The 23,750-nt window shown below is 60.4% G+C and carries 21 protein-coding genes and 1 tRNA gene; 9 read left to right on the forward strand and 13 right to left on the reverse strand.

The genetic code is table 11. From position 1 onward, the window contains the following. Positions 1-164 precede the first annotated feature (164 nt). Entirely contained in the window at positions 165-1,619 is a 1,455-nt protein-coding gene (locus tag AC24GY_RS08230; protein WP_487681889.1) for a DUF1501 domain-containing protein, read from the reverse strand. A 192-nt stretch (positions 1,620-1,811) separates the two neighbouring features. Between AC24GY_RS08230 and AC24GY_RS08235 the strand changes: the two genes are divergently transcribed. Further along, a complete protein-coding gene (locus tag AC24GY_RS08235) occupies positions 1,812-2,468 on the forward strand; it encodes a hypothetical protein (protein WP_487681891.1) in 657 nt (218 codons plus the stop codon). 14 nt (positions 2,469-2,482) lie between these two features. Here the strand turns inward: AC24GY_RS08235 and AC24GY_RS08240 are convergent, their stop codons facing one another. Continuing rightward, the gene (locus AC24GY_RS08240; RefSeq protein ID WP_487681893.1) at positions 2,483-4,012 is read right to left on the reverse strand and encodes an SIS domain-containing protein; all 1,530 of its coding nucleotides are present in this window, start codon (positions 4,010-4,012) and stop codon (positions 2,483-2,485) included. A gap of 100 nt (positions 4,013-4,112) precedes the next feature. On the opposite strand from AC24GY_RS08240, the gene AC24GY_RS08245 reads away from it, so the two are divergent. Together AC24GY_RS08245 and AC24GY_RS08250 are read left to right on the forward strand one after the other, a co-directional pair. Next, complete coding sequence (locus AC24GY_RS08245) at positions 4,113-5,132, forward strand: chorismate-binding protein (protein WP_487681895.1); 1,020 nt, start codon at positions 4,113-4,115, stop codon at positions 5,130-5,132. Further along, entirely contained in the window at positions 5,129-6,661 is a 1,533-nt protein-coding gene (locus AC24GY_RS08250; RefSeq protein WP_487681897.1) for a thiamine pyrophosphate-binding protein, read from the forward strand. The genes AC24GY_RS08245 and AC24GY_RS08250 overlap by 4 nt, the downstream gene beginning before the upstream one ends. A gap of 274 nt (positions 6,662-6,935) precedes the next feature. Here the strand turns inward: AC24GY_RS08250 and dhaL are convergent, their stop codons facing one another. From dhaL to AC24GY_RS08295, 9 genes are all read right to left on the reverse strand, one after another. Continuing rightward, positions 6,936-7,571, reverse strand: a complete 636-nt coding sequence (dhaL, locus tag AC24GY_RS08255; protein WP_487681899.1) for a dihydroxyacetone kinase subunit DhaL — start codon at positions 7,569-7,571, stop codon at positions 6,936-6,938. A gap of 95 nt (positions 7,572-7,666) precedes the next feature. Next, a complete protein-coding gene (locus AC24GY_RS08260) occupies positions 7,667-8,038 on the reverse strand; it encodes an HNH endonuclease (RefSeq protein WP_487681901.1) in 372 nt (123 codons plus the stop codon). A gap of 36 nt (positions 8,039-8,074) precedes the next feature. Then, positions 8,075-8,347: a hypothetical protein gene (locus tag AC24GY_RS08265; protein ID WP_422318684.1), complete on the reverse strand. Its 273-nt coding sequence runs from the start codon at positions 8,345-8,347 to the stop codon at positions 8,075-8,077. 1,112 nt (positions 8,348-9,459) lie between these two features. After that, a complete protein-coding gene (locus AC24GY_RS08270) occupies positions 9,460-9,822 on the reverse strand; it encodes a Crp/Fnr family transcriptional regulator (RefSeq protein ID WP_487681903.1) in 363 nt (120 codons plus the stop codon). Positions 9,823-9,835: 13 nt separating this feature from the next. After that, positions 9,836-10,849, reverse strand: coding sequence for a dihydroxyacetone kinase subunit DhaK (locus AC24GY_RS08275; protein WP_422318688.1), 1,014 nt, complete (start codon positions 10,847-10,849; stop codon positions 9,836-9,838). 98 nt (positions 10,850-10,947) lie between these two features. Continuing rightward, entirely contained in the window at positions 10,948-11,553 is a 606-nt protein-coding gene (locus tag AC24GY_RS08280; RefSeq protein ID WP_487681905.1) for a Pycsar system effector family protein, read from the reverse strand. An 81-nt stretch (positions 11,554-11,634) separates the two neighbouring features. Then, positions 11,635-12,165, reverse strand: coding sequence for a YraN family protein (locus AC24GY_RS08285; RefSeq protein ID WP_487681907.1), 531 nt, complete (start codon positions 12,163-12,165; stop codon positions 11,635-11,637). Further along, positions 12,162-12,779 carry a ribonuclease HII gene (gene rnhB, locus AC24GY_RS08290; protein ID WP_487681909.1) on the reverse strand — a complete coding sequence of 206 codons (618 nt, stop codon included), beginning with the start codon at positions 12,777-12,779 and terminating at the stop codon, positions 12,162-12,164. Before rnhB ends, AC24GY_RS08285 begins: the two co-directional genes overlap by 4 nt. Before the next feature lie 32 nt (positions 12,780-12,811). Further along, a complete protein-coding gene (locus AC24GY_RS08295) occupies positions 12,812-13,684 on the reverse strand; it encodes a hypothetical protein (protein WP_487681911.1) in 873 nt (290 codons plus the stop codon). Between the two features lie 171 nt (positions 13,685-13,855). On the opposite strand from AC24GY_RS08295, the gene AC24GY_RS08300 reads away from it, so the two are divergent. Then, complete coding sequence (locus tag AC24GY_RS08300; RefSeq protein ID WP_487681913.1) at positions 13,856-14,728, forward strand: alpha/beta hydrolase; 873 nt, start codon at positions 13,856-13,858, stop codon at positions 14,726-14,728. Positions 14,729-14,882: 154 nt separating this feature from the next. Next, positions 14,883-17,693 carry a M16 family metallopeptidase gene (locus AC24GY_RS08305; protein WP_487681915.1) on the forward strand — a complete coding sequence of 937 codons (2,811 nt, stop codon included), beginning with the start codon at positions 14,883-14,885 and terminating at the stop codon, positions 17,691-17,693. A gap of 123 nt (positions 17,694-17,816) precedes the next feature. Here AC24GY_RS08305 and thiE read toward each other — a convergent pair whose 3' ends face one another. Continuing rightward, positions 17,817-18,440, reverse strand: a complete 624-nt coding sequence (gene thiE, locus AC24GY_RS08310; RefSeq protein WP_487681918.1) for a thiamine phosphate synthase — start codon at positions 18,438-18,440, stop codon at positions 17,817-17,819. A 409-nt stretch (positions 18,441-18,849) separates the two neighbouring features. On the opposite strand from thiE, the gene AC24GY_RS08315 reads away from it, so the two are divergent. The 4 genes from AC24GY_RS08315 (at position 18,850) to AC24GY_RS08330 (ending at position 23,125) form a co-directional block, all read left to right on the forward strand. Beyond that, a complete protein-coding gene (locus AC24GY_RS08315) occupies positions 18,850-20,778 on the forward strand; it encodes a TonB-dependent receptor plug domain-containing protein (protein WP_487681920.1) in 1,929 nt (642 codons plus the stop codon). A gap of 209 nt (positions 20,779-20,987) precedes the next feature. Next, positions 20,988-21,764 (forward strand): helix-turn-helix domain-containing protein, encoded by a 777-nt coding sequence (locus AC24GY_RS08320; protein ID WP_487681922.1) that lies wholly within the window; start codon positions 20,988-20,990, stop codon positions 21,762-21,764. Positions 21,765-21,926: 162 nt separating this feature from the next. Next, positions 21,927-22,001 (forward strand) — tRNA-Val (locus AC24GY_RS08325). Positions 22,002-22,189: 188 nt separating this feature from the next. Further along, complete coding sequence (locus tag AC24GY_RS08330; RefSeq protein ID WP_487681924.1) at positions 22,190-23,125, forward strand: hypothetical protein; 936 nt, start codon at positions 22,190-22,192, stop codon at positions 23,123-23,125. A gap of 71 nt (positions 23,126-23,196) precedes the next feature. Here the strand turns inward: AC24GY_RS08330 and AC24GY_RS08335 are convergent, their stop codons facing one another. After that, positions 23,197-23,541, reverse strand: a complete 345-nt coding sequence (locus AC24GY_RS08335; protein WP_461526415.1) for a hypothetical protein — start codon at positions 23,539-23,541, stop codon at positions 23,197-23,199. Between the last annotated feature and the right edge of the window lie 209 nt (positions 23,542-23,750).

Consider the following 23,750-nt stretch of genomic DNA (forward strand, 5'->3'; position numbering starts at 1 on the left):
TAGGGTGAGGGGCATCCCACCCTGTCGAAAGGCACGTGTCGTCCCCTCACCCCAACCCTCTCCCCGAAGAAAAAGCCTCGTTGTCGCCGTATGTCAGGGGCGGGGAGAGGGAGTCCCGCTTTGGCCGCCCTGGATTTACCTGCCCCATCATTATTCAAAACGCTTTAAGCCAGCAGCTTGTGCAGGACTTTGCCGTGCACATCGGTGAGGCGGAAGTCGCGGCCTTGGAATTTGAAGGTGAGCTTCTCGTGCTCGAGGCCGAGGAGATGGAGAATCGTGGCGTGCAGGTCATGCACGTGGGCGGGGTCTTCGGCGACGCCGAAGCCGAGTTCGTCGGTCTTGCCGAGGGTCTGACCGGCTTTCACGCCGCCACCGGCGAACCACATGGTGAAGGCGTCGATGTGGTGATTGCGGCCGGTCTTGTCGCGGTTTTCGCCCATGGGGGTGCGGCCAAACTCACCGCCCCAGATGACCAGTGTCTCTTCCAGCAGACCGCGTGATTTCAGATCGCGAATCAGTGCGGCGCAGGCTTGATCAACGTCTTTGACGACTTTGGGAAAATCGTCTTCGAGGGTTTCGCCTTTGCCGCCGTGATTGTCCCAGCTGGTGTGGTAGAGCTGCACGAAGCGGGTGCCACGCTCGACGAGGCGGCGTGCCAGCAGGCAGTTGCGTGCAAAGGAAGGCTGGGAGGGATCGACACCGTAGAGATCGAGGGTCGCCTTGGATTCGCCCTTGAGGTCGATCAGCTCCGGGGCGCTGCTCTGCATGCGCCAGGCCATCTCGTAGGCGTTGATGCGGGTTTGGATTTCGTCGTCACCGGTTTCCACGAGGCGGGAGAGATTGAGCTCGCGCGCGGTGTCGATGACACGGCGCTGGCTGGCCGCGCTGTAGCTGGCGGGCGTGGAGAGGTTCAGGATGGGCTCGCCGGTGCCACGCAGCGGCACGCCTTGATAGGTGGTGGGCAGGAAGCCGCTGCCCCAGAGCACGGCACCGCCGCGGGGACCGCGCGGACCGCTCTGCAGCACGACGAAGCCGGGGAGATCGCTCGATTCACTGCCGATGCCGTAAGTGACCCAGGAGCCCATGGAGGGCCGCCCGAACTGGCCGCTGCCAGTGTTCATGAAGAGCTTGGCCGGGGCGTGATTGAACAACTCCGTTTTGCAGGTGGTGACGATGCTGATGTCATCCACCACGCCCTGCATGTAGGGCAGCATGTCGCTGACCCAGGCTCCGCTCTGGCCGCGCTGCTGGAACTCGCGGCGGGTGCCGAGGAGCTTGAAGCCGTTGCTGGTGCCCATGAAGGCAAAGCGCTTGCCCTCGATGTAGCTCTGCGGGATCGGCTGACCGTTTAACTCAACGAGCTTCGGCTTGTAATCAAAGAGCTCCAGTTGTGAAGGCCCGCCGGCCATGAAGAGGTAGATGACGTTCTTCGCGCGGGGCGTGACGTCCGCCTTCTTCATCACGCCCGGCCCTGCCGCCGCCGCAGCGCTGGCGGCATGCAGTCCGCGCTCTGCCATCAGCGATGCCAGCGCGACGGAACCAATCCCCATGCCGCACTGGCTGAAGAAGTGGCGGCGGGTCTGGTCGCGGAGAGCGGTGTCTGAGGGTGGGATGGGCATGCGGTGAGGTGAGAGGAAAACGCCGTGTGGAGGGGGGGATCTTGCGGAACAAGAACGACTACTTGGCCCACGTGGCATGGAGTTGCATTGGAAGCGGAGCCCCCATTCAAATTCTGGCCCCAAAAAGCACCGAGAGCAGCTTGCTCCGGAGATTCATTGGGTGAAGATTGCAAGAGGCAAGTCAGTACAGCCATGAACGACCAAGAGCCCAACCTAGGTGAGCGCGTCGACGGAGCGGAAAGAGAAAGCATGCCGATGAGCGGCCTTGAAAAAGCCAGGAAGACATTCCGTGATGCTGGTTTGGCGTTTCCGCAGATTCCCGAGGAGCTTGCCTGCCGACTGGAGGAAGAGGACCGATGGCTCTTTTCCACGCGCGAGGTGAAGATGTCGCCATACAACATCGACGAGTACGTGGATGAGAGTTATCATTCACCACCACCCTACGCCATGCTGGCCCATGTCGGATACGGCTTTAACTCCTACTTCCTGGCGTACTATCTGGTCTTCGGCCCGTTACGTCTGTTTCTGGGCCTTTCATTGGGTGGCGCTTACATGGACCACGAGGAAAACGTGGTCGAAATAAAGAAATGCTTCTCCTTGGCTGACGAAATCCTGCCGGCCGCCATGAGTTCGGGAAAGCTTTTTCCCGACGAGTATCTGACCATCGTATGTTCTGACTTCTACGGCAACCATTGGGGCTTGTCCTTGCCGGAATATGTCCGGCGGTCGGACTTAACCAATGATCGTGCGTCAGAATTGCTCGCCAAAATCCTGAACTGGCTGAATGATCCCAAACCCAGACGGAGCAAGCTGCATATCAAGCCTCGCCAGGCATCTAGACCAAGCTGAAAAAGTCGCGCTGCTCACACGCTCACACCGAGCGCCGCCAGTGTCTTCAGCACGATGGGTTCACCGGGCTGGAGTTTGTCGCGTTCTTCAAACAGGAGGCGTGTCACTTTTTCATAACCGGGGAGTTTGCCGGTGCGGCGCTGGGCGAGGAGGCGGACGTAGCGGACGGCGCGGTCGATGAGCTTGTTGTTGCTGGGTTTGACGTAGGTCATGAGGTTGTCGAGGTAGCGGCCCAGACGGCCCATGACGAGGGTGGAGTGGATGTTGATGAGGAGCTTCAGCAGCAGGTGGGCATGGAACTCGTGGATGCCGGTCAGATCGATCTGATGCTTGAGGCCATCGAACTCCCAGAGCATCTCCCCTGCCCCGCCGTCGATGTGAAACTGCAGATGCTCGGCGTCATGCGTGCGAATGCGGCGCCGGGCCGTGAGCTGTGCGGAGAAGTCATAGGACGCCAGCACCTCGGCTCCGGCGACGTGGCGCACGTCGGGCCATTCGAGGGTGCGTGGCTCGCGGTGCAGCAGGGCGTGCCAGGCGGCATGCGCGCCGGGCTGCTCCGGCATGAGGAAATGAGACCATGAGGCCAGGGCGGCAGGATCATCCTGCTTTTCAAACGGCACGAGGCTGAAGGTGGGGGCGCGCTCGGTGGTGTCTGTGACGACGGTGATGCCAAAGCGTGAGCTGCTGTAGAAAACATAGTCACCCCGCGCATACACCGCCGCCTCATGCTCGATGAAGGGCACGAGAAACTGGCCGTCGCAATGCGCGACGTGGCGCAGCAGTTGCAGCACCTCCCCCGGGGCGTTTTCAGGATCGTGCTGATGCATGAAGGCAAAGCCGATGGCCGCCATGAGCACGGTGCTGGCCTGCAGACGCGTGCTGCCGGAGACAGCCATGGCACCCACCGAGAGATTGAGCTTGTGGATGGCTAGATTTTCGATCACGCGTTTGGAGCGCGCGGCGGCTTTGACCAGTTGCTCGTCCGGATTGCAGTAGAGGAACCAAGGGTGATTGGTGGAGAGTTCCGCAGCGCGTTCCGTCGCACCGATGACAAAGGGGGTCTCGCCGCCTTCGGTGGTGGCGATGAGCAGGTCGCCATTGATGAAGCCCAGTTCTTCGAGCTGCCGTGCGCCGTATTCGGGATGATCCTCAAAGGTTTCGATGGCCTTGATCAGGGCGAGATCCCCGCCGGCCATGAAGGCGACGATGCGCTCCGGATCAGTCACGGGCAGGACACCCATGCGACAGAAGACCTCGATGCTCAGCGACAGCCGCCCGGTGGCGCCGCAGCCACAGAGAAACACCCGGTGCCCGGAGGCGAGGGTGGCGGCGATGGCCCGGGCGAGGTCTGCAAGAGGGGCGGATTTGGCGGCAAACTGGCGCAAAGCGAGCACATCCACCTGATGCATGAGCTTAATCGCCTCCCCCACATCCTTGCGCGCCATTTGCGACAAAGAGGTGGTGAAAGGATGCTGTGATTCCGTATCAAGCGCCCCGAGCTGGTAGTCGGTGGCGACCTTGAGGAATTCGTCAGCAGCATTCATGCAATAAGGATTCGACTGGCGAGGCGGGAAGGATGTTCACATGTGACTGTTTCCCATCTTGCACGCAGCGCGGTGCGTTTCACTATGCATGCAAAATCGCATGATGGAATTCGCATTGTTCAGGCTGCCCGATGGGCGGGCATGGCTGGGAGAAGGCCCCTTCACCGCGCTGGCCACCGCGCCGGCAGCGGGAGGAGCCTTCTATATCAATGACTTCGACCTGAAGGACCCCAAGCCCTGGAAAGTGCCTGCGCGGTTGCATGAGATCACCGCTGGCAGCCTCGCGGAGACGATTCACCTCAACGGCTCGCAAAAGCCTCAGATTCAATGGGCTAAACCCGCCACGGAATGGTTCAAGATGGCCTTCCGCCGCATCCGCCGCGAAGTCCAGGCCAAGCGACTGGAGAAAATGGTGCCCGTGCTCACGGAATCCGGCACTTTGACGGCTGGTGACCCAAGGCGGCTGCTGGATGCGATCATGCACGCCCCCGCGAACATGTGGGGCTATGCCCATGTCCAGGAGAGCGGCGGCTTTCTCGGAGCCACGCCCGAACTGCTGTTCAAGGTGAAGGCGCAGCAACTGGAAACGATGGCGCTGGCGGGCACGGCCAAGCCCGGCAATCAGGACGCGTTTTTGACGGATGTGAAGGAGATCGAGGAGCATGAAATCGTGGTGCGCTACCTCACGCAGCAGTTGCAGGCTCTGGGGGCTGTGACCCGTGATCCGCGCACCTTGTGCCAGACGTCCGGTCTTGTGCATTTTCAGTCCAGACTCAGCGTGCAACTGAACGCCGCCGCTGATCCGGCGCAGCTGGTGCCGCTGCTGCACCCCACACCGGCGGTGGGCTGCCTGCCGCGTGATGATGAGTCGATGGAGAAGCTGCGCGAATACCGTCAGCAGTTGAAGGTGCCGGGATTTTTTGGTGCACCGTTTGGCTTTGCTGAAACCGATGGCACCACGCACATCGTCGTCTCCATTCGCGGCATCTGCTGGGATGGGAATCAGATCAGCCTGCCCTCCGGCTGTGGCATCGTGGGTGGCAGCGCCTTTGATCACGAATGGCGCGAACTGCGCCTCAAACGCGAGGCCGTGCTGAGACTGCTGGCTCTTCAATCATGACGCAGACCCAGCTTATTCAACAAACCCTGCACACCATCGCCTATCTCGGGGTGCGTGAAGTGTGTGTGGCCGCCGGTGCGCGCAATGCGCCGCTGGTGTCCGCCCTGCTGGCGTGCAGCGGCGTGAAGATCTGGAATTTCTTTGAGGAACGCAGCGCGGCCTTCTTTGCGCTGGGCCGCATCATGGCCGACCGCCAGCCGGTGGCGGTGGTGACGACGTCAGGCACTGCGGCGGCTGAACTTCTGCCGGCCGTGATTGAAGCGCATTATCAAAATCTGCCGCTGGTGCTGGTGACGGCGGACCGCCCGAAAAGATACCGTGGCAGCGGGGCTCCGCAGGCCATTGAGCAGGCGGGATTGTTTGGCGTGTATGCCACCATCGTGGGCGACTGGGATGCCACGGATGAATCCCACGAAGGCCACTGCTCCGACGGGCCGATGCACCTCAACGTGTGCCTGGATGAACCGCTGGAGACGAATGTGGCTGGTGTGGATTTTTCCGCCGCTCCGCCGATGCCTGCCTCTGAAGAAGGGCCGCCCGGGCCGCTGCAGTGTGATCTGGTGCTGGCCGCAGGGATGCATCCTCGTGAAGCTGCTGATGCGGCCGCTTTGCTGGCCCGGCTCGGTGCGCCGATCATCGCCGAAGCGACCTCGAATCTGCATGGTTTCCCAGAACTTCAGCCGCTGCTAATTCCCGGTGGTGAGCGGGCGCTGCAATCCGCACGCCCGGCGCATGTGCTGCGCATCGGTGCGGTGCCTTCCTGGCGCTGGTGGCGGGATCTGGAGGATCTGCCGAAGATCAAGGTCACCAACATCACCCGCACTGGCTTCAGCGGACTGGCGCGGACGGAGAATGTGGAAACGCTGGCGTGGGAGAACATTCGCAGCACGCAGTTGACCCGCGTTGATCCGCCCTGCGGCATTCTGCGCTTTGAGCCTGACTTTGAAAAATTCCCGGAGTCTGAACCGGCATGGGTGAGCAAAATCACGAAGGCCATTCCTGCGGGTTCGCGGGTGTTTTTGGGCAACAGCCTGCCGATTCGCGAATTCAATCTGGCGCTGCAGACGACGAAACCGGGCATCGAGCTTTTTGCAAACCGTGGTGCCAACGGCATCGACGGACTCGTTTCGACTTTTCTCGGCACCAGCGCGGTGCATGGCGGCGAATGCTGGCTGATCCTCGGGGATCTGAGCGCGCTGTATGATCTGGCCGCGCCGTGGGTCATCGCCCAGATGGAGCATCCGCAGCTGCGCATCGTGGTGATCAACAACGGCGGCGGCAAGATTTTCTCCCGCGTGGCCAGCATGCGCGCCCTGCCTGAGGCCGCACGCAACGTGATCGAAAACCGTCACTCGCTGGGATTTGAACCGTGGGCGCAGCTGTGGGGCATGGAGTATCTCCAGACCGATGATGCGAATGATCTCGCAGACCTGCTGCCAGTGCCGATGGTGATCGAAATCCGCCCCGATCCCATGCACACGGAAGCGTTCTGGAAGGACTGGCAGAAGCCGGTGATCAGGCCTCGATGAATTGAATCTCTTTCATCAGGAGACGAAGGAGGCGGCCTCAGCAACCTGCAATCACCCGCGCTCACGCGAGCGCGGAGCGTCTTGGAGTGCGGCGGCAAGCCTAGGCGCGACGCCGCTTTCGCTGGCTGGACGATGGGCAGAGGCCGTAGCACACACTCTGCCTCGCGAAAGCGGTAGCTACGATGCAGGCTTGCGCCTTGCATCTGCGCGACCGCATTCCAAAAGACTGTCGCGCACTCGCAAACGACAAGGCGCTTGCATAGCGCCCCGCAAATCAGGCCAAGATGTAGTCGCGGAAGGCGGTGATGATCACCACCACGGAGCAGGCGCCGGCATCGGGGAAGCCGATGCAGGCCTCGCCGAGGGTCTTGGCGCGGCCAAACTTGGCCACCATGGCTTTGCTGGCTTCCTTGCCGGCCTCGGTGGCGGCGGCCACGGCGGTGATGGCTTCGGGGAGGGACTGAGCAGCGACTTCGCCGGCCTTGGTGGCAGCAGGTTCCATGGCATCCACGCAGGTTTTGTCGCCGATGGCGGCACCACCGCGCTGCTTCACGCCATCCACACCGGCCTGGAGGAATGCGGCCAGTGCGGCGGCGTCGAAGGATTCCTTGCCGTTGAGGGCTTTGCCGCCATTGCGGAAGAAGGTGCCGAAGATGGCACCGCTGGCGCCACCCATGCTGCTCATCATCGCCATGCCGACGGTGGAGAAGGCTTTCTCGATGCTTTCGACTTCGCCGGCATTGAGCTTCTCCGTGGCGGCACGCATGCCGCGCTCCATGCCCATGCCATGATCCCCGTCTCCGAGATCACGGTCGGCCTGGGACAGCATCGGCTCGGCAGCGATGATGCGCTCGCAGGCGAGCAGGAGCATGGCTTTGACTTCGTCTTTGGAAAGGTTGGCTTTGGGCATGGGACCGCGATTGTTGGCGCGCTGGCGGGGAAGTCAAATGCGAAGCCTGCACCCACCCCAGCGGTCACGTAGCCCCGGAGGGGAAAGGCAGTTCGTCAAAAAGTGCCTTCAACCAGCAGCAATTCACGCAGCAGGACTGAATCAGGATCGTTCATTTCCAGAACCATCACCGTCGTGCGTCCGATGGGCGTCTGCCCGTGCAGCCACGCCCCCTGCCACTTGAAATGCTCCTCCCATACATCCTGACGTGGACGAAACAGCCTGATCACCTCGCCTGTCACTGGATCAATTCCCGCCACATTGGCCCCTTTGTGCATGTTGCAGGAAAAACACGCCCAAGCCAGATTCTCCAGAACAGTGGGACCCCGATGCTTCTCCGCGATGATGTGATCTGTGTGAAACGGAAGATCGGAGACATGCTCGGGCAACCGACAGTACTCGCAGCGCCCAGCAGCCTGCGCGATCACCTGCCGTTCCAGCTTACGGGACGGTCTCGGCATAACTCATGCAGCAGCCTGTTGCAGAGAGATGCGCGCCCGGGCCTTCATCAGCTCCAACGTGCGTCCGGCTTTTTGGAAGCTCGTGAGTTCGTTTTGTTCTGCTTCGTCCAGTGCCGCTGCTTTGGCCTTCTCCAGGAGCACAAGCATCCGTTCACGATCATCCGCAGAGAATGAAAAACTCAGAATGGCAGTGGCTGCCGCCTTGTCCCATCCGCCTGTTCCCGGCTGAATGAGACGGCTTAAAATGCCGGCTTCCGTGGTGGTCACTGAGTTCATGGGGGAAAAGTATGCCTCATTCCACCCATTTCAACCCCTACCCCACTGCGCGTTTGTCGGCGCGGTGCAACCTGTCGGCCATGCTCCAGGCATTTTGATTCCTCAGCTTCTCCCCGCCCGGGTTAATACTCGGCTCCTGAAGTCCCACGGCAACTCAAGCCCCCCTTCAAGTTGCCACTCTTTCGGCGTCTATCGGCCCGAGCAACTTCCTTTATTTGCACACGCATGCCATTCCTCGCAGCCGCCTGCTCTCGGCTGCCACTGGTTGCATAGCCTTCGGAAGCCGTGTGAACAGCGTGGTTGCCGGTTGCCACCCCTAAGCACGGCAACCGGCAACCAGCGGGGGGGCGAGAGGAGAGGGAGGCCCTTGGTGGGTTAGCTTTATGGCTGCGCATTGGCACACTTTGGAAACGCGCCGCGCATCCCAAACATGGATGCCCTTGGGCACCGATGGTGAGATGAATGAAGCCATGGAGGGATGTATTATAACAGGACTCGTTGAAGGCCTGACACCCGTCTTCCCTCAAGGGCTCGATGGATGGGTCAGCCATGGCAGCCACCGCGAGCGCGGAGCGTCTTGGAACCGAAGCGCAGCGGAGGTAGACAGCCGCAGGCTGCCCGGAGGGTGAGCGAAGCGAATCAATGCGTGCGGCCCTTCTTCGCTCTGCGAGCTACGCAGGACAGGCAAGCCTGGGCGCGACGCCGCTTTTGCAGGTCGGACGGAGGGCTGAGGCCTGAGAACATTCTCCACCTCGCGAAAGCGGTGGCTCCGATGCAGGCTTGCGCCGTGCATCTGCGCGACCGCACTCCAAAAGGCTGCCGCGTGACAAGGATGTCCATTACCTCCCCTTAACCGAGCGCCGCTCACTGCCACGAATCTGCAGGTGTTCCTGCGCATCCAAGGCCGGTTTCCACATGGCAACCAGACACCCCCTCATGGTTGCCGTCGTTTTTTCGGGATGCGGCGAATCAAATGCCATTCCATATCATATTCCACCGCTGCTTGCCACGAATTGCCATCCGTTGCACAGCTTTTGAGCGCTGGCGGAAATCTGGTTGCCGGTTGCCGTGCTTAGGGGTGGCAACCGGCAACCAGAGGGGAAAAAGATCCCTTACACCTGCGCGCGTTTGTCTGCCTTGCGCAGCCGGTCGGCCATGCCTTTCATGACGTGCAGGGCAAACTGCGGCATCTCATCGACCATGTAGAGGAAGTGATGCCGGTTCACGGGGAGGAGCTTGCAGTCGGTGCGGGCGATGGCATCGGCGGAGCGTTCGGAATCCTCAATGAGGGAGATTTCGCCAAAGAACCCTTCGGGGCCCACGGTCTCGACGATGACGCCGTTGATGACGATGTCCACCTCCCCGCTCTGCACCACGAACATCTCCCCTGAATCGTCGCCTGCATTAAAGATGGCGGTTCCTTGCAGAACAGACCGCACGTTGGCAGGGCTGGCGAAGATCTCGGGGAGTTTCATGGGGTGGACGGGTTTACAGCTTGGTGTAGCCCACGCTTTCGCAGGGCAGGTCCCAGAGTTTTTTCAGCTCCGCATCCAGCTTGGTGATGCTGAAGCTGACGCCGGCCATTTCCTGGCAGGTGACGATGTTGTCGACGATGGTCTGGTGAATCTTGATGCCGCGCGCGTCGAGGATGGGCTTGGCGCCGCGCAGCAGGATGAGCAGCTCCATCATGTGCGTGGAGCCGAGGCTGTTGACGAAGAACACGATTTCATCTCCAGCGGTGAGGGCCAGATCGTCGGCAAACAGGAGATCAAGAATCTTGGCCGCCAGTTCATCGGCGGTGCACATCGGGATGAGACCCACGCCTTTTTCGCCATGGATGCCCATGCCGAGACCGATCACGTCATCGGCCAGTTCGAAGGTGGGCTTGCCGGTGGCTGGGATGCTGCCTGGCTTGGTGGAAACGCCGACGGTGCGGGTGTTGTCGCAGGCTTTTTGGGCGATGCGGACGAGTTCATCCAGGGAATCCACGGTTTGCGCGGCGGCGCCGGCGAGCTTGGTGATCGGCACGAGGCCGGCCACGCCACGACGCTTGTGTTTTTCCGCAGGAGGTGCGGAGCAGACGTCGTCGGCGATGATGACGGTTTTCACGGCGATGCCTTCATCCGCAGCGAGTTCCGCGCCAATGTCGAAATTCATCACGTCCCCGGCGTAGTTGCCGTAAAGGAAGAGCACGCCCTTGCCACGATTCACCGCCTGGGCGGCTTCCAGCACGATGTCCGGCGGCGGTGCGGCGAAGATTTCACCGACGGCAGCGCCATCGGCCATGCCCTTGCCAACAAGGCCATGATAGATCGGCTCATGCCCGGCACCACCACCCACGAGGAGCGCAGGAGCATCCGGCCGCAGATCATTCATGACGATGGAACGCGTGCCCACGCGGCGCGCCTTGCCATCATAAGCCAGCACGAGCCCCTCAAAGAGTTCGTCGGCGCACTTGAGCGGATTGTTGATGATCTTCTTGGCAGGATTGGCTTGGCTCATGGTTTGAATCGTCGGGGTTGGAAAAGAGAAACGCCATTTTTACGGCGTGCACCGGGGCTGTCAAAGCCGATTGCCACCCTTCCACCTGCCGCCTTGCCTCACTCAAACCCGTTGCCAATCAGCAGAACCAGCCGTGCTGTAATCCAAATTCCAAGAGCCAGGAGCAGGCAGGTCATGCCTTTGCGCACATTGTACAGCTTGGCCTCCAGAACGATGCATTTCGAATGAACCTGCCCCAGCACAGAGCGTTTGACCCCATCGTTCGACTGCTGGCAGAACAAATCGGCATATTCATCCCCCGGAATTTTGGCGATCTGACCTGAGAAATACAGGTTGGGATGCCGGTTCGTGTCAGGAGCTTTTTTCACGGCACGAGGAAAAGCTGCGGCAATGCCGCGACCAAAGGCAAAGCTCATGCACAGGATGAACAGAGCATACAAAGCCAGCACGACATACTCAAACAAGCGCAAGCCCGCCCAGCCATGCATGCGCAACCCGGGCCCCATGTTCACGATCATGGCCATCAGGACGGCGGAGGTGCTCAGAGTGAGCTGGGCTTTCAAATCCGCCCGGTTGATCTGATGCTCAACGTCCTGATAAAGCATGTAAATCAAGCGTGTGACATCCACCTGCGTATCCTTCACCAGAGTGGTTATGGTTCCGAGAAGGTTGGCGGCGGAGGATGAAGGTGCGACGGGCTGCATGAGAAGTTGCAGGCTCTCATAAACACCAGCACAGCGGAGGCAAGATGGAGGCCTTAAACTGTCAAAATCGTCACGTGCGAGCTACCGCCCAGCCATGGATCTGTCCGGCATCTGAAAGGCGTTCTCAATAACGTGGACACGCGGCAGCTCGCCCTCGATGAGGATGACCTCGGCAATGTCGAAGCGGAATTTGATGCGCGGATTTCCCAGCAGGCGCAGCCAGTCCATGGCTCCGCGCTGAATGAGGCGCTGTTTGTCAGGCCCTACCGCATCGGCGGGTCGGCCAAAGGCAGTGCTGGTGCGGGACTTCACCTCGATGAAGGTGAGCACATCCCGATGCCGGGCGACGATGTCCACCTCCCCACGATTGCCTCCCCGGTAGTTGCGATACAGCACTTTGCGGCCATGCGCGGAGAGCCAGCGTACGGCGATGATTTCGCCCATCTCCCCGATTTCCCCGCTGCCCATTTTTCGTCCGGCCAGACGACGCTGAAACGCGGCCAGGGGCCGTGCGCGCAGCCAGAGCACCGCTGCCCGCACACGGGCATCTCCCGAGACCCGCCGCCGCAGCCAGCGCCACAGACTTCGAGGTCGGGAAATGAGCCGCTTCATGCCAGATCGAGTTCGAGCTGTGCCACGGGTCTGAAACTGCGCCGATGATGCGGACAGGGGCCATGCTGCCTCAAAGCCGCCAGATGCGCAGGCGTGGGGTAGCCTTTATGAATTTCAAACCCATACTCCGGATGCTGCCGCGCCATGGCCACCATGAGGCGATCCCGCGTGACCTTGGCGATGATGCTGGCCGCCGCGATGGAGTAGCTGAGGCTGTCCCCCTTGACCAAGGCGACGTGATGCAGGGGGAAACGCTTCACCGGCTTGCCGTCGATGAGGGCCGCATCTGGCACAGGCTGCAAGCCCAACGCGGCACGGCGCATGCCTTCCCAGGTGGCCTGGAGGATGTTGATGCGGTCGATTTCATCTGGCTCGATGCTCACGCAGTGCCAGCGGATGCGTGCGTCACTGGTGATCTCTTCATACAACCGCTCGCGCTTCACTTCGCTGAGCTGCTTGGAATCATTGAGCACGGCATGCGAGAAATCTTCCGGCAGCACGACCGCCGCCACACACACGGGACCGGCGAGAGGACCGCGGCCGGCTTCATCAATCCCGGCCACGATGCGAAAACCCGCAGCGCGCAGCGTGTTCTCGTGGTCGATCGTTGGCATGGTATAAAGAATGGAGCCCCAAGCAGCCGCTGCTATTTCACCTCGATGGGGAGGGTCACTTGGGCAGGGGCTCCGCTTTCAGGTGCCTGCCAGCGCAGCACTTCGGTGCCCGGCTTGGCGGGATCTTTGGACAGCTTGTAAATGCGGATTTCCAGCGCGGCCTTTCCGCCCTCCGGCCTTGGCACCGGCTTCATGTGCAGGGTGATTTCGTTGTGCCCGTTGACGAGACCGCCGATGAGAATCTGCTGATCCAGCCCATCCCGCACGGGATCGTAGGTGATGCCGTTCATGCTCATGGTCGTTTCATAGCCGAAGCTCTGCAGCTTGCTGCCCGCCTTGTAATCCGGGACACGGCACAAAGGCGGCGGTGGCGGCATGCTGCCGGGCGGCGTGTACTCGGGGGAGTCGAGAAAGTCGGGACGCTTGCCGGCTTTCAGTTCCTTGACCACGTCCGGTGCGCCGTCCATGCGGGAGATGCGGTTGCTGTCATACTTCCACACCCCGTTCTCACGGCCGAACTTCAGTTTCAGAAGATTTTCCCGGATGAGTTCCTTGTCCTGCCCCATGTCGATCCGGCCAAAATATACGAGGTGCGCGGTGTTCCCCACCGCCTGCGCTTCCAGCAGGCGGAGCCCGGCCAGGGCCGGAGGCTGCACATCGGAGGCAAAGACGGCATCCGGGAACGTCTTGCGCTCACTGACCACCATGTTGCGAATCACCGTCTGACGGTAGAGGGTGATGCTTGACGCCCAGGCCCTGGCATCTTTGCTCTGCATGGCATCGCGCCACTTATAGTAAGCTTTTTCAAGCACCGCCTGCAATCCGGCCTCGTCCTCCTGAGCAAAGGCAGGAGGGCAGAGTTGAAACAGGCTTAATCCAAGGAGCAAAGAGAGGAATTGGCGCATGGCGGTCGTGATTGGGACTACGAACAAGGGCACGTTTCACGCAAAAACAACCGGTCTCCATCATTTTATAATTAGCATCCCGGGAAATTTGCTGTGATAGTTTTAATCCAGAGTAAAACCATTTGCTGATTTGGCGATTCTGGTAAACGTCAACGTCTTTACCCCCAAAACATGGAGTCCCACAGTGAAGGTCAGCCCCGCACACCCCCGATTGATCGCAATCGGGAGTTGCTGAAGACCGCCCGAGAAGAAATCTACAAGACTGTCGGTGGTGTGAACCTCTCGGCTTATATTTGGGAACCCGAGATGGACAAGGCGCCCTCGTACCCCAAATCCGTGGCGGCTTTCTTTTTCAGCAGCGGCTGGGACAACGGCCAGGTGGCGCAGTTTGCCCCGCATTGCGTCTACTTTGCCTCACGCGGCATGACGACGATCTGTTTTGATTACCGCGTGGCCACTCGTCACGGCACGGGCCCGGTCGAAGCCATGGCCGATGCGCGCTCCGCCATTCGGTGGATTCGCATGAACGCTGTCGAACTGGGCATCAACCCCGGCAAAATCGTCGGTGTCGGTGGTTCGGGTGGTGGCCATGCCATCGCTTCTTCAGCCATCCTCAGTGGTTTTGATGATCCTTCTGACGCCCTGGACTGCAGTCCGGCGCCCAATGCCATCGTGCTGTTCAATCCGGTGATGGACACCTATTCCAAGTACGCTTTTGGTCGTGACCGCTGGCCGGACCAGGCCACCTGCAAAGCCGCAGACCTCATCCGCGCCATTCGCCCCGGTCTGCCTCCCATGCTCATCATGCATGGCACGGGTGATCGCGTCGTCCCCTTTGACGGCTCCTATGAATTTGCGCGCAAGTCGAGCAAGAAAAAGAACCTCTGCCGTTTGATCGAGTTCGAAGGCCAGGGCCACGGCTTCTTCAATTTCAATCTCTCCTTCGAGATGTACGAGGCCACGCTCATGGCGATGGACGAGCTCTTTGTGGAACTCGGTTTCCTCGAACCCGACCCCGAAGCGGGCCTGGGCAAGGTGGAATAGCCCGCCGACCGCCAGCGGCGGGAATGACGAAATCAGAACAACGAATGACGAAATTCCGCTCACACGCCGTTTCGTCATCTGAACACTCGCGCATTCTTTCGTCATTTTGAGTTTGCCACTCGTTACCCTTTCCAACCCAACGCATCGAACATCCATGCTCCGCTCTCTCCTTCTCGCCGCAGTCGTCTCCACAGCCCATGCCGCCGACTGGCCGCAGGACCACAGCGATCTCAAACCCGATCCCAAAGCGCAGTACGGCACGCTCCAAAACGGCGTGCGCTACGTCATTCTGCCGCATGATGAACCGCCGGGCCGCGCGAGCATCCGCCTTTATATGGATGTGGGTTCACTGATGGAGCAGGACGACCAGCAGGGCATGGCGCACTACCTCGAGCACATGGCCTTCAATGGCTCGCGGCATTTTAAAGGCGGCGAGATGGTGGAGTACTTCCAACGCCTGGGCATGGGGTTCGGTGCGGACACCAACGCGCACACCTCCTTCAAGGAAACGGTGTACATGCTAGAACTGCCCAAGGTGGAGCCGAAGTACATCGCCGAAGGCCTTCAGCTTTTCCGCGATGACCTGGACGGCATGCTGCTTAACGAATCCGAGATCGACAAGGAGCGCGGCATCATTCTCAGCGAGAAGCTCAGCCGGGACTCCATCGAGTACCGCACGATGATGGCGGGCTACAAATTTGCGATGCCGGAGTCCATCCTGCCAGACCGCATGCCCATCGGCACGGAGGAGATGATCAAGACGATGAAGCGCCCGCGCTTCGCGGACTTCTACGAGAAGTATTACACACCGAAGCGTGCCGTCATTGTGGCCGTGGGGGATTTCAAAGACACCGACGCCGTCAAAGCGGAGATCGAAAAGCAGTTCGCCGATGCCAAGCCCAAGCACGGCGAAGCTGAAGACCCCAATCTTGGCAAGGTGACCTCCGGCTACGGCATCATCGCCAAGCTGCACACGGAGATGCAGGCCGAGGCGCTCACCCTTTCCATCGAAATCCCCCGCCCTGCCAAAAACAAGCCAGACAATGCGGCCACACGCCGGGAAAAGACGATCCGTGATCTCGCAGACATGATGATCAACCAGCGCCTGTCCAAGCTCTCGAAGGCTGAAGGCGCGCCGTTCATGGGTGCTGAAAGCTACAGCTACGAGTACCTCGAGTTCGTCAGCGTGAACGGCATCCAGGCCCAATGTGATCCCAAGAACTGGAAGGCCACGCTCACGCTGCTGGAAACCGAGCTGCGCCGTGCCATCGAGCACGGATTCACGGAAGCCGAATTTGAAGAAGCAAAGGCCACCATTCTCAAAGGCGCCAAGCTGCGCGCCGATCAGGCCGACAGCCGCAAATCACGGGATCTCGCCAGCGGCCTGGTGACCATTCTTGCCAGCAAGAAGGTCTTCACCCATCCGGCGGATGACCTCGCCCGCATCTCGACCGTGCTGGCCAGCCTGAAGGAAGAGGACAGCCACGCGGCGCTCGTTGCCGACTGGAAGGGCGACGACGTGCAGATCTTCCTTGGCGGCAATTTGAAGCTCGAAGGTGATGCCTCGAAGCAGATCATCGACACCTTCAAAGCCAGCCGTGCCAAGCCGGTTGCAGCCCCGGTGAAGGAAGAAACAGCCGCTTTTGCCTACACGGAATTTGGCCCTGCGGGCAAGGTTGCCAGCCGTTCGGAAGCAAAGGATCTCGAAATCAGCCAGGCGGTGTTTGAAAACAACGTGCGCTTCAACTTCAAGCACACCGAATTCGAAAAAGGCACCATCCGCGTGCTGATCAATTTTGGCGGTGGCAAGCTCAGCACACCTACTGACAAGCCGGGCATCATCCCCTTTGCGCAAAGCACCTTCCAACTGGGCGGCCTGGAAAAACATGGTGTGGATGATATCCGCCGCATCTTCGCCAGCCGCACCGTGGGCAGCGATTTCGCCATTGGTGATGAAGCTTTCCTGCTCAGCGGCCGCACCACGCCGGCAGACCTTGAGGCCCAGCTGCAGCTGCTCACCGCCTATCTCGTCGCACCGGGGTATCGCGAAGAAGCGGCACGCCAGTTTGAAAAGAACCTGGAACCGCTCTACACGCAGCTGCAGCACACTGCGGAAGGCGTGATGAACAATGACGTCGTCTCCTTCATGCACTCGGGTGATGCACGCTGGGGCTTCCCCAAAATCGAAGAACTGCGCAAGCGCACGCTGGCGGAACTCAAAGCCTGGCTCACTCCGGCGCTCACGCAGGATTATCTGGAAGTCACCGTGCTGGGAGACGTGGATGCTGAAACGGCACTCAACGCCGTGGCCAAGACCCTCGGCGCGCTGCCGAAGCGTGCTGAGAAGAAACCTGCGTATGAAAAAGAACGCATGGTTGCCTTCCCGAAGCCGGAGGCCAGCAAGACCTTCCCCTTTGACACCGAAATTCCGAAAGCCATCGCCACGGTTTACTGGCCCACCACGGACATGCTCAACATCAAGCGCACCCGCCGCCTGACGGTGCTCGGCTCCATTCTGGACGACCGCCTTCGCATCAAGGTGCGTGAAGAACTGGGAGACACCTACAGCCCGGCCTGCTACCACGTGGCGAACGACACCTTCACCGGTTACGGCTACATGACGACGATGATCGAGTGCAAGCCGGAGCTGGCCGTCTCACTCACCAAGCTGGTGACGGAAATCGCCGACAAGCTCTCAGGCGGTCCGATCACCGATGATGAATTTGACCGCGCCATCAAACCGATGCTGGCCCAGCTGGAGCAGATGCGCCGCGACAACCGCTACTGGTCCATGAACGTGCTGCGCTGTGCGCAGGAGCACCCTGAGCGCCTCGACTGGGCACGCAGCTTCGTCAGTGATTTCTCCGGCATCAAGAAGGAGGAGCTCGAAGCCCTCGCGAAGGAATATCTGGGCGCCAAGCGCGCGGTGTCTGCTGACATTATTCCGATCGAGAAGAAGAAGTAAAGCAGCGCCTAGGGCGACGGGGTCTAACGACCCCGTCTCGGGTCGAGTATTGTAGTACCGGCTTTAGCCGGTTCTGGGTAGCGCGCCCAGACCGGCTAAAGCCGGTACTACAATACCCAGAGATCAGATCAGTCTGCTCTTCAGCGCACTCACTTCCGCGCTCACGTTTCCTGCCAGCAAGAACGCGGACACGACCACCACGCGCCGCGCACCTGCGGCGATGATCTCATCCAGCCTCCCGGCATTCACGCCGCCGATGCAGAAGATCGGGAGGGTGACGCGGCGGTGGACTTCGGTGATGTCATTTAAACCGATGGGCACGTAGTCCGGCTTGGTGCCTGTGGCATACAGCGGGCCAAAGCCAATGTAGTCGGCACCTTCCTCCTGCGCGGCGACGGCCTGCGCAAGGCTGTGGGTCGATTTGCCGACAAAGCATGCCGGGCCTACGACTGCGCGCGCCTTGGCCACCGCATCATCATCCTGCCCGACGTGCACGCCTTCACTGCCAATGGCTGCGGCGATTTCGAGATGGTCATTGATCACCAGCGGCACGCCATGGGAGCGGGTGATGGGCAGCATGAGCCGGGCGAGGCGTTCGATTTCCTGCGGTGCCAGCTTCTTGGCACGCAGCTGCAGCACATCCACGCCGCCGAGGCAGAGCTGATCGGTCATGTGCTCGACGTTTTCCGCCGTGACATAACCGAGGTCAACGATGCCGTAGAGCCGTGCGTCTTGAATGCGTTTCATGGGTGCGCTTTGCATGAGTGGGGATGCAGGTTTCTGCAAGGGTGAGTTTCCGGTTGCCCCGGTTAAGCTCGGAGCCTATGACAACCCATGGCGGCGGGCATCCTCGTGATGCCCCCGTTTTCTTTATCTGCAGGGCGCGCAAGCGCCGTGCAGCCGTTCGCAGATGCAGGGAAGGCCGTGAGAACCGGCCACAGTGGCGCTGCGGTATCGGGTAACGACCCTCCATTCATGTCTGCGGACATGGAGCAAAGCCAATCGGGAGCAATCCTTGGTGAAGGCGGAGGCGAGGAGCGGCGGTCAAACGTCGCGCAAACCCGGAGTCCGAACATCTCGCTGCGAACAAGCTCATCCGACCCGCCATGTGGCGGTGCCCGGATGATTTCATCGAACCAATGAAACCCAAACACCCATGTTCATCCACATCTCCCGTGGACGCAGCCTCACGCTCGCGTCCCTGTCCCTGCTCCTCAGTCCCCTGTCCTTGCTAGGCGCCGAGCCGACCCAAAAGCCGGACGAAAAAGCCAAAGATAGCGCCTCCGCTCCCACGCCTCTCACAGAGGTCGTTATCACCGCCACCAAGACGGAAACCGAACGCTGGCGTACCGCCAGCAGCGTGACGGTCATTGACCGCCAGCGAATCGAAGAGCAGCAATACAAGCTCGTCCCAGATGCCCTCCGCCAGGTCCCAGGCCTCACCATCGCTGACCGCGGCACTCCCGGCTCAGTCAATGGCATCTTCCTCCGCGGTACCAACAGCGACCAAACCCTCGTCGTCATCGATGGCCGCCCCGTGCCTGCCAATCTTGCCGGCCTTTACAACATTGAGACCATGACGCTCGACAACGTCGAGCGCATTGAAGTCCTTCGCGGCCCAGCCGCCAGCCTCTATGGCGGCAAGACCCTCGGCGGCGTCATCAACATCATCACCCGCAGCGGCAAAGGCCTCAAAAAGCCAGAGACCAGCCTTTCCTTTGAGGCGGGCAGCTACGGCAGCTTCCGCGAGAGCCTCGGCACCCGTGGTGCCGCAGGCATCTACGACTGGAGCCTTGAACTCAGCCGTCAAGACACCCAAGGCTACCGCATCAACAGCCAGTTCCAGCTCAGCAACGTCGCCGCCAAGTTCGGTGCCCAGCTTGCTGACACTCTGCGCTTTGATCTCGACCTCCGCTACTACAATGCAGACGTAGGTGCCCCCGGCGCCGCCACGGGTTTCGGTGCCAATGATCCCGATGCCCATGTCCTCAGCGAATACTGGAGCATATCCCCCCGCATCGTCTGGGAAACCAACGACCGCTGGACGCAGACACTCACGTACCAATTCGGAAACTTCCGCCAGGCCTCCACCAACTTCAACTTTGGCGGCGGCAACAACCGCATCACCTCCCGCAATCACTTTTTCGAATACCAAAGCGTCTTCAAGGCCACCGACAAGTGGAGCATCACCGCAGGTGCGTGGCTCCAGGACATCGGCTACTCCCGCTACAACGATGACGCCCCCGGCCTCTTCAATCCCGGCGGCAAAAGCTATGACGTGGATCAGGCCGAGACCAACTGGGCGCTTTATCTCCAGTCTCAGGCCGAAATCCTCACCGGCTGGAACATCAACACCGGCATCCGTCACGACTCCTACTCAGACTTCCAGGACGCCACCACCTGGCGCGTGGGCACCAGCTGGCTCGTGCCTTGGACACAGACCATCCTCCACGCCAACTACGGCACCGCCTTCGCCCCTGCCAGCCCCCAGAACCGCGAAGCCGCCCTCTTCGGTGATCCCACCTTTCTCAAGCCTGAAAAAAGCAAGGGCCTGGAATTCGGCATCGAGCAGCCCTTCGCCAACAAGAAAGGCAGCGTCAGCCTCACCTACTTCCGCAACAGCATCGAGAACCTCATCGTTTACCTCCCGCCCTTCGGCCCCCTGCAGCAGATCAACAACGCCCGCACCTCAGGCCTTGAGGCAGCCTTCAGCTATCAGCCCAGCACCCGCTACGGCTTCACCGCCCAGTACACCTACCTTGATGCCAATGACCTGACCGCCGGCGTTCGTCTCGTCCGTCGTCCCCGTCACACGGTCTCCGGCGATGTCTGGGTCAAACCGGTCGAAAAATTCCGCATCGGCATCGGTGCCATTTACCTCATCGACCGCGAAGACGGCTTCGGTGCCGCCCAGGCCAATGTGGAAGATTACCTCCGCCTCCGCCTCACCGCCAGCTATCAGCTCACTCCCAACGTCGAGCTCTTCGCCCGCGTCGAAAACCTCCTCGGGGAAAAATATTCCGAAGTCCTGGGCTACCCCGCCATGCGCACCGGTGCCTACGGCGGTTTTCGCATTCGCTTCTAAAAACCTCTTTCCAACCGTTTAAGCCTTCAATAGGCCCTATGAGTTTCACACAACTCATAGGGTCTTTTTCTTTCCACCTCTGCTTGCCGGCCGACACCGCAAACTTCTTTGTCATTCACCTCTCTTCGAGGTCCCCAGCCCCCTCATGAGCACCGGCACCTAAGCCGGACTGCGTTTGCGCTTCTGATCGAAGTGGCTAACACTCCCGCGTGAGCAGCCCACCGCCACGCCCCGAATCTCCTGCCGCACTGCGCGAACGTTTCATCCGTCGTGTCAGTGCGGACAGTCCTTTTTACCGGCTGTTCGATCACCTGCCGGACCTCGCCTTCTTTGCGAAGGACAGCGACTTCCGGTTCATGTGCGCGAGCCGCCGGTTCATGGACCGCTTTGGCATCACCGAAGAAGCCGGCATCGTAGGCAAAAACGACTTTGACCTCTTCCCTGCCCGCCTCGCGGAAAACTTCCGTCGGGATGACGAGGAAGTGCTGCGCACCGGCAAAGCTGCGCTCAACATCGTGGAGCTCTTCTTCACCGATCAGGGGCTGCCGGACTGGTTCGTCACGAACAAGCTGCCACTGACTGATGCCAAGGGCCGCGTCATCGGCATCATGGGCACCGTGCAGAGTTTTGAAGGCAAGAAGCAGATGCTGCAGCCCTACCTGCAGATCGACCGCGCCCTCGCCTACATCCGCGACCACTTCCGCACGGGAGTCTCCATCACCGAGCTCGCGCAGATCGTCCACCTTTCGCCACGGCAGCTGCACCGGAAATTTGTGGAGACCTTCGGCGCCAGCCCGCAGGCCTTCATCATGAAGCTGCGCATCCAGGCCGCCTGCGAAGCCCTGCAACGCGAGGGGGCCAATATCTCCGACGTCGCCCGCGACCTGGGTTTCTGCGATCAAAGCGCCCTCACCCACCACTTTCACCGCCACATGGGCATGACCCCGCTCAAATACCTCCAGCAGTTCCGTTTGCGGCGGGTGTAGGTGGGGGGGGCATCTTGCTCATCACTCTTCGTAATGGAGCCCCTCCTTTAGGCGGTCTGGAAGACTTCCAGATTCCGGCTGAAGCCGGCACAACAAAACGGCGCTGCAATTTCTGGTTGCTCCAATGCCGAAGCCCGCTTAAAGACTCCGCCCACGATTTTCGCGCGATTAGCTCAGTGGTAGAGCATTGCCTTCACACGGCAAGGGTCGCAGGTTCGAACCCTGCATCGCGCACCATTTTGCCTCTCTTCGCCATGGCGCGATTTTTACTACAGGAGGCAGCTTATTTAGGACTGATCACAATTTCATTGCGCGGTGGCGCGTGTTTCCAGTGATTGACTTTCACGGGCCTGTCACAATCATCGCCAGTCATGATGCTTCATCGTCCATTCATCCAATGTGGAATTCTCATCGTGTGCCTGAACATGTCCTATGGCCCCGGTGCTGCTGCGGCGGCGGAGGCAGCGCTTGCTCCGGAGGTTCAGCAGAGGCTGGCGTCGCTCAAGAGCGGTTATGAGTCCTTCGTGCTCCGAAACGTCCGCATCCCCTATGAACAGGGAGTCAATGCACTGAACGCGCGAGTGAAGCCGGCGCTTGAGCGGGAGGGCGGTGCTGCGGCGGCACGCAACGATCTGGACGGGCTGGTGCGGATCAAGGCTGACATCGCACGCATGGACAAAGGGCAGGCTTTGACGGACACGGCCGAGCCGCCGCCTGAGGCGCTCAAGCAGGCCTATGCCAGCTACAAGCTGGAACTGGCCAAGGTGGATGCCGTGCAACAGACGGGGCTGACGGATGCGCTGAAGCGCTACGATGCGGCGCTGGTCCAGGTGCAGAACGAGCTGACCAAGGCGCAGGATACGGCCGCCGCCCTGCAGGTGAAGCAACTGAGAGAGGAGCTGACAAAAACGGCCGCCACCGCACCGCCCGTGCAGCGCCCCCTCACGGCCCGCAACCCCGATGGTCTGGCCGGTGTGGAGATGAGCGGTGAGGTGACGCCTTTTGAACAGGGCGCCCAGCCCTACACCAACCGGTCTTATTCCATCGGCAAGCTTAACAGCACGCTGAGGAAGATGACCTTTGTCAAAAAAGCCGGGGGCGCAAAGTCGCCCACCCTCGTCAACGTGGTGTCTCCTGGAAAAATCTATGTCGCCTGCGCGGAGGTGGAGGGCGGCAGGCCTCTGAGCAAGGACCTGAAGCACCTGCAGAGCCTGGGTTTTGAAAAAACGCGTCACAAGTTTGAGATCTACAATGTGGAGATGGTCATCTGCACCAAGGACGTTGACGCTCCCTTGACGCTGGACCCGGCCGAATCATTTGCAGGCTTTCTGGTCATCGGGCGCGTGAGCGCCAAACCGTGACGAACGCGCCTCACGAAGCCTGTATGAACCATGCCCGCAGGGGGGGATGCTCCTGCCCTGCCGCGAGTGACTCAGCCCAGCTGCGCTATCAGTTCGCTCTCGCGCACCAGTGCTCCGCGCTGAAGGAAAAGCTGACCGTCCTTGATGGTGAAGAATTCGAAATGGGGATCGACGGCGTCATCGTCGATTTCGCAGCGCAGTTCGCCTTCGGCCTCGCCGAGGGTCTTGGCGACTTCCATGAACAGCTTCAAGATCACATGGTCGCGCTCCAGGCCCATCCATGAGAATTCAAGGGATTGCAGGGCCAGGTCCACTTCGATGCCCTTCTCGGCGAAGAGGTCGTCCAAATGGTCTGCCTGCTCGCGGGAGAGGATCTTGAAGGTGAAGTAGCCGTCGTAAGTTCTGATTTCGCTCATGCACCGGATGCTTGGCAGCTTTTGTTCAGGAAAACAGCACTTAACTTCCATTCATCTCAAAATTTTCTGAAGCCAGTCGTTGCGTTGCAGGCGGGGCATTTCATACGCATCGTTAAAGCTTTGTTTCATGCTCCTTGTGGTGCTTTGCGCCACTTGCTCCATGTGGAGCACTCTGATTTTGAACTTGTGGTGTTTCTGGGGTATCCAAC

Source organism: Prosthecobacter sp. Pr1, assembly GCF_057652315.1.